Origin of the sequence: Nocardia sp. NPDC049190 (genome assembly GCF_040648115.1) — a bacterium.
Classification (GTDB): domain Bacteria; phylum Actinomycetota; class Actinomycetes; order Mycobacteriales; family Mycobacteriaceae; genus Nocardia.
On record NZ_JBEZDE010000024.1, the window covers coordinates 38,116 to 56,331 of the forward strand.

General features: G+C 66.6%; 16 protein-coding genes. 8 read left to right on the top strand and 8 right to left on the bottom strand.

Annotated elements, in window-relative coordinates; translation table 11 throughout:
- Positions 1-2 precede the first annotated feature (2 nt).
- Entirely contained in the window at positions 3-1,268 is a 1,266-nt protein-coding gene (locus tag AB0B25_RS20960; RefSeq protein WP_357181938.1) for an aspartate kinase, read from the bottom strand.
- Positions 1,269-1,431: 163 nt separating this feature from the next.
- On the opposite strand from AB0B25_RS20960, the gene AB0B25_RS20965 reads away from it, so the two are divergent.
- Complete coding sequence (locus AB0B25_RS20965) at positions 1,432-1,845, top strand: YjbQ family protein (RefSeq protein ID WP_357181941.1); 414 nt, start codon at positions 1,432-1,434, stop codon at positions 1,843-1,845.
- A gap of 37 nt (positions 1,846-1,882) precedes the next feature.
- Here the strand turns inward: AB0B25_RS20965 and AB0B25_RS20970 are convergent, their stop codons facing one another.
- Positions 1,883-2,458 carry a dihydrofolate reductase family protein gene (locus AB0B25_RS20970; RefSeq protein WP_357181944.1) on the bottom strand — a complete coding sequence of 192 codons (576 nt, stop codon included), beginning with the start codon at positions 2,456-2,458 and terminating at the stop codon, positions 1,883-1,885.
- Between the two features lie 58 nt (positions 2,459-2,516).
- Between AB0B25_RS20970 and AB0B25_RS20975 the strand changes: the two genes are divergently transcribed.
- Both AB0B25_RS20975 and AB0B25_RS20980 read left to right on the top strand, forming a co-directional pair.
- Entirely contained in the window at positions 2,517-3,110 is a 594-nt protein-coding gene (locus AB0B25_RS20975) for a TetR family transcriptional regulator (RefSeq protein ID WP_357181947.1), read from the top strand.
- A gap of 69 nt (positions 3,111-3,179) precedes the next feature.
- Positions 3,180-3,368: a DUF1918 domain-containing protein gene (locus AB0B25_RS20980; protein WP_357182074.1), complete on the top strand. Its 189-nt coding sequence runs from the start codon at positions 3,180-3,182 to the stop codon at positions 3,366-3,368.
- Between the two features lie 3 nt (positions 3,369-3,371).
- Here AB0B25_RS20980 and AB0B25_RS20985 read toward each other — a convergent pair whose 3' ends face one another.
- Positions 3,372-3,719 carry a sporulation protein gene (locus AB0B25_RS20985; protein WP_357181950.1) on the bottom strand — a complete coding sequence of 116 codons (348 nt, stop codon included), beginning with the start codon at positions 3,717-3,719 and terminating at the stop codon, positions 3,372-3,374.
- A gap of 92 nt (positions 3,720-3,811) precedes the next feature.
- On the opposite strand from AB0B25_RS20985, the gene AB0B25_RS20990 reads away from it, so the two are divergent.
- A complete protein-coding gene (locus AB0B25_RS20990) occupies positions 3,812-5,023 on the top strand; it encodes a low temperature requirement protein A (RefSeq protein WP_357181953.1) in 1,212 nt (403 codons plus the stop codon).
- Here the strand turns inward: AB0B25_RS20990 and AB0B25_RS20995 are convergent.
- From AB0B25_RS20995 to AB0B25_RS21010, 4 genes are all read right to left on the bottom strand, one after another.
- The gene (locus AB0B25_RS20995; protein WP_357181956.1) at positions 5,001-5,855 is read right to left on the bottom strand and encodes an ion transporter; all 855 of its coding nucleotides are present in this window, start codon (positions 5,853-5,855) and stop codon (positions 5,001-5,003) included. The two genes, AB0B25_RS20990 and AB0B25_RS20995, sit on opposite strands and share 23 nt — an antisense overlap.
- A 119-nt stretch (positions 5,856-5,974) precedes the next feature.
- Complete coding sequence (locus AB0B25_RS21000; protein WP_357181959.1) at positions 5,975-7,594, bottom strand: GMC oxidoreductase; 1,620 nt, start codon at positions 7,592-7,594, stop codon at positions 5,975-5,977.
- Between the two features lie 83 nt (positions 7,595-7,677).
- Positions 7,678-9,297: an alpha/beta fold hydrolase gene (locus AB0B25_RS21005; RefSeq protein WP_357181962.1), complete on the bottom strand. Its 1,620-nt coding sequence runs from the start codon at positions 9,295-9,297 to the stop codon at positions 7,678-7,680.
- A 236-nt stretch (positions 9,298-9,533) separates the two neighbouring features.
- Complete coding sequence (locus AB0B25_RS21010) at positions 9,534-10,301, bottom strand: sulfite exporter TauE/SafE family protein (protein WP_357181965.1); 768 nt, start codon at positions 10,299-10,301, stop codon at positions 9,534-9,536.
- A 270-nt stretch (positions 10,302-10,571) separates the two neighbouring features.
- On the opposite strand from AB0B25_RS21010, the gene leuA reads away from it, so the two are divergent.
- Both leuA and AB0B25_RS21020 read left to right on the top strand, forming a co-directional pair.
- Positions 10,572-12,365: a 2-isopropylmalate synthase gene (gene leuA, locus AB0B25_RS21015; protein WP_357181968.1), complete on the top strand. Its 1,794-nt coding sequence runs from the start codon at positions 10,572-10,574 to the stop codon at positions 12,363-12,365.
- 306 nt (positions 12,366-12,671) lie between these two features.
- Positions 12,672-14,261: a MinD/ParA family protein gene (locus tag AB0B25_RS21020; protein ID WP_357182077.1), complete on the top strand. Its 1,590-nt coding sequence runs from the start codon at positions 12,672-12,674 to the stop codon at positions 14,259-14,261.
- A 30-nt stretch (positions 14,262-14,291) separates the two neighbouring features.
- On the opposite strand, the gene AB0B25_RS21025 is transcribed toward AB0B25_RS21020, so the two are convergent.
- Positions 14,292-15,191, bottom strand: a complete 900-nt coding sequence (locus AB0B25_RS21025) for a LysR family transcriptional regulator (protein WP_357182081.1) — start codon at positions 15,189-15,191, stop codon at positions 14,292-14,294.
- 110 nt (positions 15,192-15,301) lie between these two features.
- On the opposite strand from AB0B25_RS21025, the gene AB0B25_RS21030 reads away from it, so the two are divergent.
- Entirely contained in the window at positions 15,302-16,261 is a 960-nt protein-coding gene (locus AB0B25_RS21030; RefSeq protein ID WP_357181971.1) for an EamA family transporter, read from the top strand.
- Positions 16,262-16,374: 113 nt separating this feature from the next.
- Positions 16,375-18,150 carry an FAD-dependent oxidoreductase gene (locus AB0B25_RS21035; protein WP_357181974.1) on the top strand — a complete coding sequence of 592 codons (1,776 nt, stop codon included), beginning with the start codon at positions 16,375-16,377 and terminating at the stop codon, positions 18,148-18,150.
- Positions 18,151-18,216 lie beyond the last annotated feature (66 nt).

Below are 18,216 nucleotides of genomic sequence, written 5' to 3' on the forward strand. Positions count from 1 at the left end.
GACTACCGTCCTGTCCCCGCGTGGACCACCGCGACCTCGTCGCCGCCCAGGCTGAATGCGTTGTGCAGCACCTTGACCGCCTCGTCCAGTTCGGTGTCCTTGACCAGCACGGAGATCCGGATCTCCGAGGTCGAGATGAGGTCGATGTTCACGCCCGCATCGGCCAGCGCCTCACAGAAGGTGGCGGTGACGCCGGGGTGGCTCTTCATCCCCGCGCCGACCAGCGACACCTTCCCGATGTGGTCGTCGTAGAGCACCTGGGAGAAGCCGATCTCGCCCTGGCGTTTGGTCAGCAATTCGACCGCACGCGCGCCATCGGCCTTCGGCAGCGTGAAGGTGATGTCGGTCTTGCCGGTCTCGATCTTCGAGATGTTCTGCAGAACCATGTCGATGTTGATCTCGGCGTCGGCGATGGCGCGGAACACCTTGGCGGCGTAACCCGGTTCATCCGACAGTCCGACGACCGTCACCTTGGCTTCGCTGCGGTCGTGCGCGACGCCGGTGAGGAGTGCTTGCTCCACGGGGATGTCCTCCATCGATCCGTAAACTAGGGTGCCCTGCTTGTCGGTGTAGGACGAGCGCACATGCACAGGCACGTTGTAGCGGCGGGCGTATTCGACGCAGCGCAGCATCAGCACCTTGGCGCCGCAGGCCGCGAGTTCCAGCATCTCCTCGTAGGAAACCTGCTCAAGCCGCTGCGCGTCGGACACGATGCGCGGGTCGGCGGTGTAGACACCGTCCACGTCGGTGTAGATCTCGCAGACGTCCGCCTCCAGCGCCGCGGCCAGCGCGACAGCGGTGGTGTCGGAGCCGCCGCGACCCAGCGTGGTGACATCCCTGCTGTCCTGGCTGACCCCTTGGAAGCCCGCGACCAGCACGACCAGGCCCTCGTCGAGCGCGGCGCGGACGCGGCCCGGGGTCACGTCGATGATCTTGGCGTTGCCGTGCGCTCGGGTGGTGATCACGCCGGCCTGCGAGCCGGTGAACGAGCGGGCCTCGGCGCCGAGGGAGTGGATGGCCATCGCGACCAGCGCGTTCGAGATGCGTTCACCCGAGGTGAGCAGCATGTCCATCTCACGGGCGGGCGGCGTGGGCGCCACTTGCTGTGCGAGATCGAGTAACTCGTCGGTGGTGTCGCCCATGGCGGAGCAGACCACCACCACGTCGTGCCCCTGCTTCTTGGTCTCCACGATCCGTTCAGCGACACGCCGGATACGCTCGGCCGTCGCGACCGAGGATCCCCCGTACTTCTGAACAACGAGAGCCACGACAGGGTCCTCCCAGATCGACAACAAGCTGGTAACGGTGATTCAGAGTACCGGCCTCGGCCCAGCGATTTATTGCTACCTGCCTGGTCTGTGCAAAAACTTACAGTCGCCTCCGATTCGGATGACACCCTCCGCGCCGCGCGAAATGAGGGACGATGTGGGCGTGAAGACCACAGTGCTCGAGGTGCGGACCGGCAATCACGAGGTGGTGCAGGACATCACGCCACAATGCGCGACGTTCGTCCGCGAGGTGGGCGGCGACGGGGTGTTGCACATCTTCGTACCGCATGCCACCGCCGGCGTCGCCGTACTGGAATTGGGTGCGCACAGCGACGACGATCTGCTGACCGCCCTGGGTGACCTACTGCCCGTCGACGACCGATGGCGGCACGCGCACGGCTCGCGCGGACACGGGCGTTCGCATGTGATGCCCGCGCTGATCGCGCCCTACGCGACGATTCCGGTGCTCGGGGGCGCGCTCGCGCTCGGCACCTGGCAGTCGATCGCGGTGGTCGATCTCAACATCGACAATCCGGACCGCCAGGTGCGACTGTCGTTTCTCGCCGACGCGGGCTGAGCGCACCGGCCGACCGGCGCGCGGGCCCGCGGAACCGTTAAGCCCTGGTGAACCAGGTGACCAGTGCGCCATTGCCGAACTCCTTGCGCTCGGTCGGGGTGAACAGTGTCGGCCGGAACGCACCGGAGAAGGCGGGTACGCCGCCACCGGCGACGACCGGATAGCTCTTGATGATCATCTCGTCGATTTCGCCGAGCAATGCGGCCGCGAGTTTGCCTCCGCCCGCCAGCCAGATGTCACCGCCCGTTTCCTGCTCGAGCCGGCGCACGAACCCGACCGGGTCCCGCTCGACCAACTCGACGGCCGGGTCATCGATCCGGCCGAGAGTGCTGGACACGACGTACTGCTTCATATGGGCGTACGGACTGGTCACGTCGATCGACAGTGCCGGCTCATAGGTGCCGCGGCCCATCACCACGGCGTCGCACCGTTTGTTCGGCTCGTCCACCGCCATTCCGACGTGCGGGCGTATGTGCGTGGGGACGAACTCCGGATAGTCGGCTTTGGTCCAGGCCACCATCTCGGCATCGAACGGATAGAAGTCGAACTCCCCAGCTGGACCCGCGATGTAGCCGTCCAGGGATACACCGACGTAGTAGACAAGCTTTCGCAACGCGGAACCGCCTCATTCGAAGTACTCTATTTGCAGTGGTTTGAAGATAGTACTACAGATGGAGTGGTGTCTAGTGCGGACGAACCCCGAACGGCGGCAAGCTCTCGTGGACGCGGCGATCGAAGTCCTCGCGCGCGAGGGCGCGCGAGGGCTGACTTTCCGCGCGGTGGACAAGGAAGCGGCGGTGCCCCCCGGTACCGCGTCCAACTACTTCGCCAATCGCGACGACCTGCTCACCCAGGCGGGCAGCCGATTCTACGAGCGCTTACAGCCGAGCGAGGCCACCATGCTGAAGCTGAGCGAAGGGCCGAAGAACCGCGCGAACATCACCGAGCTGATGAACGAGACAGTCGGGCGCATCGAGGCGTTTCGCACCGGCTACCTGGCGCTGCTCGAATTGCGTCTGGAGGCGACTCGACGCCCGGAACTGCGCGCGGTGCTCACCGAGCGCGTGCGCACCGACATCGAGTTCAACGTGCGCAATCACTTGGCGGCGGGCCTGCCCGGCGACGAGAAGTCGGTGCTGCTGCTGTACCTGGCGCTGAACTGGCTGATCGTGGACCGGCTGACGCTGCCGGACGTATTCACCGAAAAACAGAGCCGAGAACTGATCGAGACCGCCGTCGAGCGCTTTGCCGGCCCGGACTGCTGAGCCGCGTAGTCGCCCATTTGCCGCCGGGTGGTTGTGACACGCCTCACCCCGTTCGATAATTGGACGATGATGGCGAATGTGGGAGACCGACTCTGCGTGCACGGACACGTTGTGGGAGAAGTTGATCACGAGGCCGAGATCATCGAGGTCCGTGGGCCGGACGGGACGCCACCCTACGTGGTGCGCTTCACGGACGGGCACGAGTCACTCGTATATCCCGGCCCGGACGCGATCATCGAGCACGCCTTGTCGGACTGAGCGCTAGGCGCGCCGCCTGCCGCGGCGCGTCACAGCGAAGGCAAGAATTCCGGCGATCAGCACCATGCCGACCGTCGCAATGATGGCGTTGACATCCACGGCCGGATGCCAGGTGAACTTTCCGTCGCGCAGCACGAAGACGCCGGCGGGCTTGGCGCCGAAGCCGAAGGCTGCCCCTTCGCCCTCGCCTTGGCCATCGGTATTGTTGCCGACTCCGCCACCCCCGCCACCGCCGCCACCGACCGACGCGGCGGTGATGAGCACAGCTCCATCGGATTCGTACGGCTCGCCGAAAACTCGGCGGACGGTGACCGCGTCCCGCGCCTGAACCAGCAAGTCGGAATATTTCATGGCAACCCTCCCCACCCCGGCGGCCGGGGTCGTGTGGTGTTCATCGAACCTATCGATAGTAGGTGGACTCCACCGGTGCGACGATGTGGACCATGATCGGTTCCAAACGAGTCCGGTTCCAATCGGTGGCCGAAGACGCCTCGGTGACCCAACTCGAACTGTTCTTCGACCTGGTGCTCGTTTTCGCGTTCACCATGGTCACCAACTTGGCCGCGGGAGAGACCAGCGCGCAGAACATGCTGCGCGCACTGCTGGTACTGGCCCTGATGTGGTGGTTGTGGATCGCCTATTCCTGGCTCGGCAATGTGGTCCGCGCCGACGAAGGCATCGCACGGGTCGCGATGTTCGCCGCGATGGGTGGCGGTTTTCTCGCCGCGCTCACCATCCCCGAGGCGTTCGAGGACCTGCCCGGCGGCTGGTTCGGTCCGCTGGTATTCGCGATCGCCTACCTGGTCGTGCGACTGGTGCACGTCACAATGTTCTGGCTGGCCAGCTCCGAGGACTCGCAATTGCGCAACCAGGTGCTGCGCTGGTCCATCGGCTCGATCACCATCGGCACCACGCTGCTGGTCATCGCGGCGATGACCTCGGGCGTCGTCCAAGTCGCACTGTGGATCGCCGCCGTCGCGGGCGACTACCTGTGGACATTGTTCGCGGGCACCGACTGGCGGTTGAAATCCGCGAAACATTTCAGCGAGCGATACGGGTTGATCATCATCGTCGCCCTCGGCGAATCCATTGTTTCGATCGGCATCGGGGTGGCCGGGCTGCCGATCTCCTGGCCGATCGCGCTCGGCTCGATGCTGGGCCTCGCCATTTCCGGACTGCTCTGGTGGGCGTATTTCGACGTGTCCGCCCTGTCGGTGGAACACGAACTGGAACATGCCGACGGCGCGCGGCAGATCAAGATCGCGCGAGGTTCCTATACCTTTTGGCATTTCCCGATGATCGTCGGAATCATCGCGCTGTCGCTCGGACTGAAAAAGGTTCTCTACTATGTCGGCGACTCGTCGCATCACACTCTGCAGGACGCGCTGTACGGAATCCCGCTGTACGCGCTCTACGGCGGCGTCGTGCTCTATCTGATCGCACTGGTCGGTTCCAAGCACTACGCCACAGGCTCGGTCACCATGCCCCGTGTGGTGGCCATCGTCGTGTTGCTCGCGCTCATCCCGCTGGCCTGCGCGCTGCCCGCACTGGCGGCATTGTCGCTGCTATGCGCCGTGCTCATCGCGCTGATCGGCTGGGAGACAATCCGATTCGCGCAGTCGAGGGATGCGATCAGGCACGCGGGACACGATTGAGCTGATGCCGGACGCCGTACTCGACGGGACTCGGACCGAACGCGGACGGCGCTACTCGGACGCCGTCGCGGACCGCGTCCCGAATCTGATCGATGTTCTCGCGCAACATGTCTGACACCAGCTCGTCGGTGCGCGGGTCATCCAGCACCTGGAACACGATCCGGAAGGTCGTATCGGCGATCAGGCGGATGATCTCGTCGTGGAACGGGACGTAGCGCACTCGGCCCGCCTGCGGATCCTTCTTGATCAGCTCGAGGATCATCTCGTCCAACTCGGCGCGGTTCTCCTCCAGCGCGGCGGCGATATTGCGGGTGTAATGACCGGTGCGCAGCACGTCGGCGACCTCATCCATCACCGCGATCGTCATCGGACGGCGGATGGTGTCGACGATGGTCGACACGAACCGATTCACCACCGCCGCGGTTACTCGGTCGCCGAAGGCGCGATCGGCGACCCTGGCCAACCGGACGGCGATGACCACGATCCGCAGCAACCGGAAGCCGCGGAAGAATGGGCTGGTCACCGGGATCATGCCGAGGACCTCATACCAGTAGACGAACGGGAAGGTCCACGGCCAGCCCGCGCGGCGCCAGCGCCACAGGAACTCCACGGCGAACACCGCGCACACTGTCGAGTCCACCAGCACGATCACGCGATGGGTATGGCCGGAGACCGGGAAGAAGGTGATCCAGGCGACCAGCACCACGGAAACCACGGCCAGCGTCAGCATCAGGAAATCGGTCCACAGCGCGGGCGGCTTGCGCGGATAATCCTGCGACTCCTGCGCCTGATCGATACGACGACTACCCGAGCTGGTGGATGGAGCGGACACGGAGAATCCCTTCGACGCCGAACGGTGTCGCCGACAGTAGTACGCGGGATCCCGCTCGGCGGGACTGGCAATATCAGGCCCTCGGCCTCGAGTTCCGCGGCGCGCCCGCTCCTGCCGACTCAGCTCCCCGCGCGGACGATCGCCGCGATATTGCGTTCCGCCAGTGCGGCGATGGTGAGCGACGGGTTGATCGTTCCGGTACTGCCGGGCACCGCGGCACCATCCATCACGTAGAGGCCGGGATGGCCGTGCACGCGCCCGTAATTGTCGGTGGCGCGCCCCAACACCGCTCCGCCGAGCGGATGTGCGGTGAACTGCGCGTTCGCGTCGTATCCGAGTTGGGCGTACTCGCTGAGCGCCCCCGCGCGCTCGGCGATCCGGTGGTCGACCGCGCGGGCCGCGGCCACGATGTCGTCCCGGTTCTTCGTCGACCAGCTGAGCCCGACCCGGTTGGTGGCCCTGTCGTAGCCGAACCTGGCGCGAGTCGAATCGAGGACCATGCCGAGGGAGGCGAGCGCGCCGGTCTCGAACGGGATACCGGGGATATACCAGCTCTCCAGGGTCAATGGCACTTCGGATTCATCGAAGATCCGGCTCGCACTCGCCACACCCTGGCCATTGCCGGCGACGTCACTCGCGCCGCGGGCTAGCGCGACATCACCGTTGGTGCCCCACCCGTCGCCGACGTGTTCGTTCAGGTTCGGCAACGTCCGGGTGGCCTGAGCACGAACCAGCAGCTCCGAGGTGCCGATCGAACCGGCGCCGAGGAAAAGCCGATCACAGGTCAACGTGCGAGTGCCGAGCACGTCGCCGGTGGGGGCCAGTTTCGTCACGGTGACCGAGTAGCGGCCACCGGGCTCCTGCGCGATGACGTCTACTCGGTGACCCGGGTAGACCTGGGATCGGCCGGTGTTCTGCGCGTACTTCAAATAGTTCTGGTTGAGGTCGAACTTGGCGCCGTTGGAGTTGCCCAGATTGCTCCGAGCCGCCGTGGCCGATGGCCTGCTGGCGCCGGCAAGCTCGGCACGCAGGACATCCCAGGAGAAGTTCGAATCGCTCGCCTGTGGTTGGTAACCGGCCTTGCGGACCTGCTCGTCCCAGGCCCGGGAATGCGCGAAAGGCGGGGAGTTGTAGATGTCGGCGGGCATCGGGCTCAGCCGCAGCATCCCCCGCACCCGCGGGTAATAGACGCGGTCCATCTCGCCGTAGTCGACTGTGCCACCGAAGAGGTGGTCGAAGAAGCGGCGTTCCGGGGCGATCATGGCCCCGGTGAAGATCACCGAACCGCCTCCGACCGCGGCGGCTCGCCAGACATCGATGCCCGGGTACTCGGTGCAGTCCAGTACGCCACCGAACGGGGCGACTCGCATCGGCACCTTGGTGACGCCGGTGAACTCGGTGCGATGCCAGAAGCCGCGGCCGTCGGGCAGATCATCGCCGGTGAAAATCTCCCGCCACGGATCGTTGGGCCAGCGCGAGCCCCGCTCCAGGACGGTATTGGCGACGCCTGCCTCGGCCAGCCGCAGTGCGGTCACCGCGGCACCGAAGCCGGAGCCGATAACAATCGCGGGCGAGTGCGCGGGCGGGTCGGGAAGTGGCGCGAAGATCTCCGGCACCAGCGTGCGGAACAGAGCATTCCACGCTGGATCCGCGGAAGCGATATTCCTGCCGAATGTCGTTGCCGCAGTACCGAGCAGCGCGGCTGCGCCCGCTGCCTTGAACAAGGCGCGTCTACGCAACCATGCCTCCTCCGAAATCACCCATAGCGGTGCGCAAGATTACCGGTATTCCCGTGTGGTGAACAGTCTCCCGGATACGGGTCCTACGCGCCGAACGGCGGCGCACCGGCTCGACAGGTCGCGCCGGGAGCGGGAAGTTGTCGATCGATCAGGTAGCGCTCCCGCAGGAGACGGGTACAATCGCCGCGCGTGGCGTGCCCATATCCGCCGTCCACGACAACCAGCCTCGCGTTCACCAGCTCCTGCTGAGCGCGCCGTGCCGCGGTCAACGGGGTCACCGGATCGAAACGGTTGTTCACCAGCACCGCCGGGGTATCCGACCGCAGGATCCACGGACCCGGGTAGCGCTGCGGATATCCCTCGGGCGGGATGGGCCACGAGGCGCACGCTTGGCGCAGATAGAGCCAGAAGGCAGCGTACGTCGGACTCGAATTCGCGAGTCCGGTTGCGAGCATTGGCCATTGGTCTGGTTCACGCGGAAAGCTGTTGTCCGCGCAAGAAATTGCGGTGAACGAGTCGAGGAAGTCGTACGGCTGCGCGGTGGCCGTCAAGATCTCACCGACGACCCTCGGATTGCCTGCGGGGCCGCGTTCCAGTTCGGCGAGCAGTTCGGCGAGAGCGGGCCAGCCCTCCTCGGGGTCGTACAGCAGAAGCGCGTGCGACGGCAGCACCTCCGAGTAGCCGACCGCCCGCGCCTGCGCACCCTCCCCGACTACGATCGGCCCCTGCCGTAAGTGTTGCAGCACAGCGTCATTGCGGGCAGGTAGCCCACCGGAAAGGTCCGATTCGACGGCACCACCCAGCACCGCACTGTCGCTCGGCCCACGTTCGGTGGCGAAGGCACAGCGCGAGTGGCCTGCGGCTGCGCACAATCGCAGGAATTCGCCGAGCACCTCCTCGGCGCCTTTCGCGGTGACCTCGATGGCGCTGCGCGTGTCATTGGTGTACGTGTCCGGATCCATCATCGAGCCGAGGTACAACGCGCGCACCCGGTCGCCGAACAGCGCACCGTACACCTCACCCAGATAGCTTGCGTAGGAACTACCTTCGTAACTCAGCTGCGGATCGCCGACCGCGCGACGGAGGAGGTCGAGATCACGCGCGACGTCGACGGTGGTCAGGTGCCCGAGTAACGCTCCGCTGTGCGTGGCGCATCCCGCGGCCAGCTCACGGCTGGCCCGTGCGGAGTCGCGCTGGTGCTCCGGATTCGCCGGCGGAAGCCGCACCCCGGACCAGAATCGCTGTTGCTGTTCGGCATTCGCGAAACAGCGGACCTGCGCGCTGCGCCCGACACCGCGCTGGTCGAAGGTGACCACGTCGAATCTGCGCGCGATCTCGCCGCCCGACAGTTCGCCGTGCGCGGCCCTGCGAAATCCCGACCCACCGGGACCGCCGGCCGCGGTGAACAGCGTGCCGATACGTCGCTCGGGGTCGGCGGCCTGCTGACGCAGAACCGCCAGCGCGAGTGTCGGCCCGTCCGGGTTCGCGTAATCCAGCGGCACCGCCGCGGTCGCGCACTGGAACTTGCTCAGCTCCGGCTCCGCGCACTCCCCCCAGTCCAACCGTGGCGTCGGCACGGCATCGGCCTGGGCGACCAGGTTCGCGACGGTGGAATCACCCCTGCCCGATGTCGCGGCACAGCCGGTCAGTGCGGGGAGCAGTCCAACTAGCGCGGTGACGACGACGACCCTCCAGCTATGCACGGAATCATCCTGTGCCGCGCCGATGGCTGCCGTCGTCCTCCTCAGGAGTGACATCGCACCCTGAGATCGCGCCATTGATGCGGATACCGGGCACGGCGCCGGACCCTTCTCCGGTTCGAACACGTGCCGCTGCACCGAATGCGCACCCGGACCGGCGGAGGTCGGCCCGACCACTCGGCGCGGGGCAGGTCACGCGGCGCGCTCGGCCTGTCCACCACCTGCCAAGGCATCACCCACTAGGACGTCAACAGCCGGACCACCGCGATGACACCGACCACGACGATGACCGCGCGCAACACGGTCGGCGGCATCCGCCTGCCCATTCGCGCCCCGAACTGGCCCCCGATGATCGAACCGAGTGCGATCAACACCACCACGCGCCAGTCCACGTCCGCGACCACGATGAAGATCAAGGCGGACACGCCGTTGACGATCAGCGCCAGGGTGTTCTTCACCCCGTTGAGGCGCTGGATGTCCTCGTGCACGAAGATGCCGAGCAGCCCGATCAGCAGCACGCCCTGGGCGGCGCCGAAGTAACCGCCGTAGACACCGGTCGCGAAAATCGCGGCGAGCAGGATCGCGCCGCCGTGCGTCGGGGCAGCCGTGCCGTCGTTCTCCCGCCGCCGCTTCACCCAGCCCGCCAGCCGCGGCTGCACCACGACCAGCACCAAAGCCACGGTGATCAGGACGGGCACGATAGCCTTGAACGCGCCCGCGGGCAGCACGAGCAGCAGTACCGCCCCGGTGCTACCCCCCAGCAGCGACGCCGTGCCCATGCGGATCAGCCGGTCGCGCTGACCAGCGAGTTCGCGGCGGTAACCGTGTACGCCACTGAGTGTGCCGGGAACCAGACCGATGGTGTTCGAGACATTCGCGGTAACCGGTGGCACACCGAACGCGAGCAGGATGGGAAAGGTGATCAAAGTGCCCGAGCCGACGATCGTGTTGATACCGCCCGCCGCGATACCGGCACCGAAGATGGCCAGTTGCTGCAGCCAGGTCATTGCACAATCCTCCGACGTCCTGCCGGACCCCGGGTCCGTACAAGCGCTTCCACTATCAAACCGAACGGTAGCTGGGTCATCGGATGATCCGACGACGGGACCGCCCGTTCCGCCGAAATCGCGGCACGGTACGCTCGCGGACATCATGCAGCGGGCACTCCTTCTCGGCCGCCGCGACGGGGTCTGATCAGACCGGCTCCCGCCGCGGGGTATTGCTGCGCCGGTCGACCCCACCCTTTGGGAAACACCACACCCTCGGAGAAATCGCCCATGTCCCCCGCTGACGCTTTCGTATCCGGCACGCGCACCATCACCGTGCCGAGCAAACCCGCTCCCGCCGACCAGCCCGGTTGGAACAAGCAGAAGAACTCCTCGATGCCGAGCTTCCGCTATCGCCCCTTCGCCGAGGAGGTCGAGCCGATCACGCTGCCCGACCGCACCTGGCCGAACAAGGTCATCGACCGAGCCCCCGGCTGGTGCGCCGTCGATCTGCGCGACGGCAATCAGGCGCTGATCGATCCGATGAGCCCCGCCCGGAAGCGCCGCATGTTCGATCTGCTGGTGCGGATGGGTTTCAAGGAGATCGAGGTCGGTTTCCCTTCGGCGAGCCAGACCGACTTCGATTTCGTCCGCGAGATCATCGAGGACGGCGCGATCCCTCATGACGTGACCATCCAGGTGCTGACCCAGTGCCGGGCGGAACTGATCGAACGCACCTTCGAAGCGTGCGCGGGCGCGCACAACGTCATCGTGCACTTCTACAACTCCACCTCGATCCTGCAGCGGAAAGTGGTGTTCCGCGCCGATCGGGCGGCGGTCAGGAAGATCGCCACCGACGCCGCCACGCTGTGCCTGGAGGTCGAGAAGCGTTACCCCGACACCCACTGGCGCTACGAATACAGCCCGGAGTCCTATACCGGTACCGAGCTGGTGTACGCCAAGGAGGTCTGCGACGCGGTCTCCGAGATCATCGCCCCGACGCCGGACAAACCGTTGATCATCAACCTGCCCGCCACCGTCGAGATGGCGACACCGAACGTCTACGCCGACTCGATCGAGTGGATGAGCCGCAACCTGGCCCGCCGCGACGCCATCGTGCTGTCGCTGCACCCGCACAACGACCGCGGCACCGCGGTGGCCGCGGCCGAGCTGGGCTACCAGGCCGGCGCCGACCGTATCGAGGGCTGCCTGTTCGGCAATGGTGAGCGCACCGGCAATGTCTGCCTGGTCACCCTGGGCATGAACCTCTTCTCCCGCGGCGTGGACCCGCAGATCAATTTCTCCGACATCGACGAGATCCGCCGCACGGTCGAGTACTGCAACCAGCTGCCCGTGCACGAGCGCCACCCGTACGGCGGCGACCTGGTCTACACCGCGTTCTCCGGCAGCCACCAGGACGCGATCAACAAGGGCTTGGACGCGATGAAAACCGCCGCCGACGCCGCCGGAGCGGACGTCGACGACATCGTCTGGGAAGTGCCCTACCTGCCGATCGACCCGAAGGACGTAGGCCGCACCTACGAGGCCGTCATCCGGGTCAACTCGCAGTCCGGCAAGGGCGGAGTCGCCTACATCATGAAGACCGACCACGGACTGGTCCTGCCGCGCCGGCTGCAGATCGAGTTCTCCCAGGCGATCCAGCGGATCACCGACGGTGAGGGCGGCGAGGTCACGCCTAAGGAGATGTGGGACGTCTTCCACCAGGAGTATCTGAGCCCGATCCATCCGCTGGAGCGGATGCGACAGAAGGTCACCGCGTCGGAGACCGACGGCGGGGTCGACTCGATCGTGGCGGTGGTCAAGGTCGACGGCGTCGAGCACGAGGTCACCGGCAACGGCAACGGACCGCTCGCGGCATTCGTCGACGCGATCGCCACCGTCGGCTTCCATGTCCAGGTGTTGGACTACTCCGAGCACGCCATGTCCGCGGGCGACGACGCTCAGGCCGCCGCTTACGTCGAATGCGCGATCGGCGACAAAGTAGCGTGGGGCGTCGGCATCGCGACCTCGATCACCACCGCGTCACTGCGCGCAGTGGTGTCCGCGGTCAACCGCGCACACTGATCCCGATACCCCGCAGCGGCGAGAGCCGGGCGCCACGGCAGGTCTGCTGCCACGCGCCCGGCTCTCGATTTTGCTGTCGGAGACCGCTTGTCGGTCACGTGTCGCCCGTCGCGTCCGCCGTGTACACCGCAAGGCCACGTGGTGAACCCCGTGCTAGCGTTGGTTGCACTCAAGCGCCGAGCTCTCTGCTCGAACTCCCGAGCAGATGGGGGAACCGTGACAACAAACGACGACAACCCGACCTCTCCGCCCTGGCTGCAGAGTCATTCGGTGGACACGGCCGATGTCACCGAGGCGGATTCATCGATGGTGGACCCGTCGACCGAGCGTATCGGCGGCGTGGAACCGAAGGACACCGACGTGGCGGATGCGCCCGACCAACCGGACGCCGACCAGGGACTCGAGCCGCACGGTTCGATGGACCAGACCCAGGCGTACCCACAGGCCGCCGGGCCCGCACAGAGTTACCCGCCGCCAGGCCCCGAGCCGTATAGTCCCTACGCCCAACCGAGTCCCGGTTCGTACCCGCAGCCGGCGCAGATCCCCTCGGAGCAGTATCCGGCCAATGGCTTCCAGCCGCCGCCCGGCCACAACGGTGGCTACCCCACTCCCCCGCCGCCGGAACCGAACCCACATTACAACGAGTACCGCCAAGAGATCGGCGCCGACGGTATGGTCCGGCGGGTTCCGCTGGATGGCCCGCATCCGGAAGCCGGTGCGCCCCAGCTCGATCAGCCGAACGGTCCGATCTACAGCTGGGCGCCGCCGCCACCACCGGTGACCCATCAGCCGCCACCGCCGCTCGCCTATCAGCCGCCACCGCCGCCGGTCGGGCAGCCGCCGGGGCCGAGTTGGCAAGGCGAACACGGCGGTCCGAATCCGCACCAACCCGCACAACCGTTCCAGCCCCAGCATGTGCCGCCGCCCGGGCAGCCGGGGCATTCCTTGAACGATCTGAATTTGCTGAAGCGGGCGCGCAGAGCGCCGCGCAGCGGATGGCGCCGCGCCATGCACAAGGCATCCGGCGGCATGATCAATCCGGGTGAGTCGGCGGCCGACATCGTCTATCGCGACCTCGTGGATCGGGTGAACCAGCCGGTTCGCGGCGACTACCGGATCGCGATCCTCTCGTTGAAGGGCGGCGTCGGCAAGACCACCACCACCGTCGGTCTCGGCTCCACCTTCGCGTCGGAACGCGGTGACCGGGTCATCGCGATCGACGCCAACCCCGACCTCGGCACGCTCGCCCACCGGGTGCCGCGGCAGACTCGGTCCACCGTGCGCAACCTGCTCGAAGACGAGCACATCACCAGGTACTCGGACGTGCGCGCGCATACCTCACAGGCGCCGAGCCGCCTGGAAGTGCTTGCCAGCGAGCAGGATCCGGCCGTCTCCGAGGCGTTCAGCGAGGCGGACTACCGCAAGGCGATCAGCATCCTGCAGTCGTTCTACAACATCATCCTCACCGACTGCGGCACCGGCCTGATGCACTCGGCGATGGCAGGCGTGCTGGATATGGCGAGTTCGCTGGTGCTGGTCACATCGCCGGCCATCGACGGCGCGCGCAGCGCCTCGGCAACGCTGGACTGGCTCGACCACCACGGGTACGGCAAGTTGGTCGAGCGCACGGTCGTTGTGGTGAACGCCTCGCGACGCGGCGCGTCCACCGTGGATCTCGACCAGCTACGCAAACTGTTCCTCGACCGCACCCGCGCGGTGCAGGTGGTGCCGTTCGACGACCACCTCGCCGAGGGCGCGGAGATCGATCTCGAACTGGTGAGCAAGCCGACCCGGCGGGCACTGCTGGAGTTGGCTGCGATGGTCGCCGACGACTTCGGGTATATCGGCACGCAGACGCGGAATCCCTATCAGTACCCTGGACCGCCCGGGATGTGATCCGGAGGCATATTCTTTCAGGTCAGCCCGCTATGCCTCCGCTGTCACGATCGCTGCCGCGGACTCGAAGGCAGCCAGCACCGCGGCGATGGCCGGACGGCTGTCGGCGCGCGGGCGGGTGGCCAGTTCGTACCTGCGGGCGGCGCGGACGCCGGAGAGGCGCAGCACCGAGAGATTCGGATCACCCACCGCATAACGCGGCATGAGCGCTACGCCGTAGCCAGCGGCAACAAGGGTCTCGATGACACGAAAGTCATTGAGGCGCTGCGCGATTCGGGGTTGCACTCCGGTGATTGTCGCGATCGAGCGCAGCACGTCATCGACCGGGAAGCCGCCGCGCACACCCAGCCAGGTCTCGTCGGCCAATTCTTCCGGGGCGACGGCCGAGCGACCCGCCAGCCGATGCGTCGGCGCCGCGACGACATCGATCGGTTCGCGCATGAGCATGCGGATTTCGACGCGTGGATCGGCGATCGGCGTAGCGCGTTCGTCGCGATGGGTCAGCACCACGTCGTAGTCGGCCAGCAGCCGCGACACCTCGGCCGGTCGCACATCCTCGTCCCGGGCGACCACGTCGACACCGCTGTCCACCATCCCGGGCAGCACATGCGGCAGCAGCAACGCGCCACCCGAGGGGAACACGGCGACCCGCACCCGGCCGCGCGGGGAACCGCGATAATGCGCCATTTCGGCGACCGCGCGATCCATCGCCGCGAGCACCTCGTCGGCGCGTACCACCAACGCCCGGCCCGCGTCAGTGAGCCGGATACGTCTGCCATCGGGTTCGAGCAGAGCGACGCCCGCCTCCTTGGCCAGGACCTTGAGCTGCTGGGATACCGCTGAAGGAGTCATCGACAACGCGGTGGCGACAGCCGCGACGGTTCCGCGATCAGCGAATTCCCGTAGCACGCGCAGCCGCTCCAGCGCCATGGATGGGCCGGGTGCAGCGAATTCACGAGCCGAAACCATTAAGCGACGTTACATCGATGGTGCAAATTTATTCGATTGTTCTGATTATTTGCTGGCCCCACGATGGAGGCGTGACCACTCGCGACCGCCTGCTCGGCCTCACTGTCGTCCTGCTCTGGGGACTCAATTTCCTCGCCATCCGCGTGGGGCTCGACCACTTCCCGCCGTTCTTCTTCGCGGGGCTGCGTTTCGCGGTGCTCGCCGTACCCGCACTGCTGTTCATTCCGCGTCCTCCGGTACGGATGCGCTGGATCCTGTTGTACGGCACGGGTTTCGGGATCCTGCAGTTCGCTTTTCTGTTCACCGCGATGCGGGTGGGGATGCCAACCGGGCTCGCCTCGCTCGTGCTGCAGTCCTCGGCGCCGTTCACCGTGGCGCTGGGTACGCTGTTGCTGCGCGAGCGGATGCGGCCCGTGCAGGTCGCGGGGCTCGTCGTCGCGGTCGCGGGCATGGCGGTCATCGGCTGGGACCGGTTGGAACACGCCACCCTGCTGCCAGTGGTCCTGACGTTGGCGGGCGGACTCGGCTGGGCGTTCGGCAATATCGGCGCACGTCTGGCCGGTACCGAATCGCCGGGCGTCAACCCACTGCACCTCATGCTATGGACTACCGCGATTCCGCCATTACCCTTTTTCGCGCTGTCAGCGTTCGCGGAAGGGCCGATCACCGGTCCGCGCGCACTGGCCGATTCGTTCTCGCTCGCGGGCCTGCCCGCCTTGGCGGCGCTGGCCTATATCGCCGTCCTGGCCACCGTCGTCGGCACCGGACTGTGGACCGCCCTGATGGGCCGCTATCCCGCCGGTATGGTCGCGCCGTTCTCCCTGCTCGTTCCGGTCGTCGGGATCGCCGCCGCCTGGACTTTCCTCCGCGAGACGCCGACGTTGATATCACTGGTCGGCGGCGGCGTCGTCATCGCGGGCGCCTTCGCCGCCACCGCGAGCAAGCCGCGCGCGGCCCGGGCGGCCGTCGCTGCCCCTGCCGCGACGGCCGCCCTGGTCGGCGTAAGCCGACCGGGCCAGCCCGAGCACTGATTCGATGTCTTGCCACGGATCACTGCCCGGGTCGGTGCGCGCGAGGGCACGTGCCGCTTTACAGTAGTGGCCGGCGTGGAAGTTGGTCCCAAGGCTAGGCAGCAAAGTAGCGCATGGCAGAAAAACGATGGGCCGTCTCGCGGAGGGCTCTGCTTCGTGGCACGGTCGCAGCGGGGGTGGCAACAGCGGGGGCATTGTCGACAGGCACCTTCCGACCGACGCCTGCCACGGCGAGCCCGGACGGCAGGCGGGTCGCGGTACTCGGCGGCGGTGTCGCAGGACTGACCGCGGCACACGAACTGGTCGAACGCGGATTCCAGGTCACGATCTACGAACGGCGTGCATGGGGTGGCAAAGCGCGCAGTATTCCGGTGCCGGGTACCGGGTCGCAGGGAAGGCCGGATCTGACCGGCGAGCACGGTTTTCGCTTCTTCCCCGGCTTCTACCAGCACGTGCCGGATACCATGCGCCGAATCCCGTTCCAGGACAACCCGAATGGCGTCTGGGACAATCTCGTCGCGGTGCCTGAAGCACGATTCGCCCGCAGCGGCGGCGACGACTTCCGCGTTCCGCTCGGTCTACGCGCCCGCTCCGGGTTCACTCCCGAAAGCTTCCGGGAGACACTCGGCGCCGCATTCGCCACCGCCCTGAAAATGCCCACCACCGAGGGGATCTATTTCGCCGAACGCCTGCTGGTCTTCAACACCAGCTGCGATGCGCGCCGCTACCAGCAGTGGGAGCACACCTCCTGGCGCGAGTTCGTCGGCGGCCACGCGCGCTCGCACGAGTTCCGCGCGTTGCTCTCCCGCACGCTCACCAGCATCATGGTCGCCGCGAAGGAGGAGATCGCGAGCGTCCGCACTATCGGCACCATGGGCGAGCAGTTTCTCGGCAATCCGTTCGAGATCGGCAACGACGGCGGCCTGGACCGGGTGCTGAACGGACCGACCAACGCCGTCTGGATCGACCCGTGGATTCAGCGAATCCGTGCTCTCGGCGGACAATTCGTGCTCGGCGCGGAAGTACGCGGGTTGGAGGTGCGCGACCGCAGGATCACCGCTGCCCGCGTCGTGGACGAGTCCGGCGCCGAGCGCGCTGTCGACGCCGACTACTTCGTCGTCGCGCTGCCCGCCGAACAGGCCCGCGCGCTGTGGTCACCGCAGATACTGGCGGTGCGGCCGGAATTGGCGGCGATGGAGCAGCTGTTCACCGACTGGATGAACGGCATCCAGTTCTACTTGCGTAGACCGACCGACATCTCCCGCGGCCATACCGCCTACATCGACGCACCGTGGTCGCTCACCTCGATCGCGCAAAATCAGCTGTGGAATCGCAAGTTCACCGAATTCGGTGACGGCACCGTGCAGGACTGTCTGTCGGTCGACATCTCCGACTGGAACACCCCAGGCGTACTGTTCGGCAAGCCGGCCAAGGAGTGCACGCACGAGGAGATCGCGCGCGAGGCCTGGGCCCAGGTACGGGCCCACCTCGACGATCGCGGCGAGGTGCTGCGTGACGACGATCTGCATTCCTGGTTCCTCGACCCGGGAATCACCTGGCAGCAGGGCCAGCAACGCAACACCAACGCCGACCCGCTGCTGATCAACACGGCCGGATCGTGGGAGCACCGTCCGCAGCCGCACGGCGCGCTGGAAAACCTGTTCCTGGCAGGCGATTACGTGCGCACCAACATCGATCTGGCGACCATGGAGGGCGCCAACGAATCCGCACGCGCCGCGGTGAACGCGCTGCTGGACGTGTCGGGGTCGAACGCGGAACGCTGCCGGATGTTCACGCTCTATCGGGCGCCCGAACTGGAACCGTTGCGCCGAATCGACGCCGAGCGCTACACGGCCGGCCAGCCGAACCTCTTCGACGTCCCGATCTGATCCGCAGGCGGGTCATCGGTCTGCGCGGAGGGGACGAGAATTCGTCGCCACCTCGACGGCGAGGGG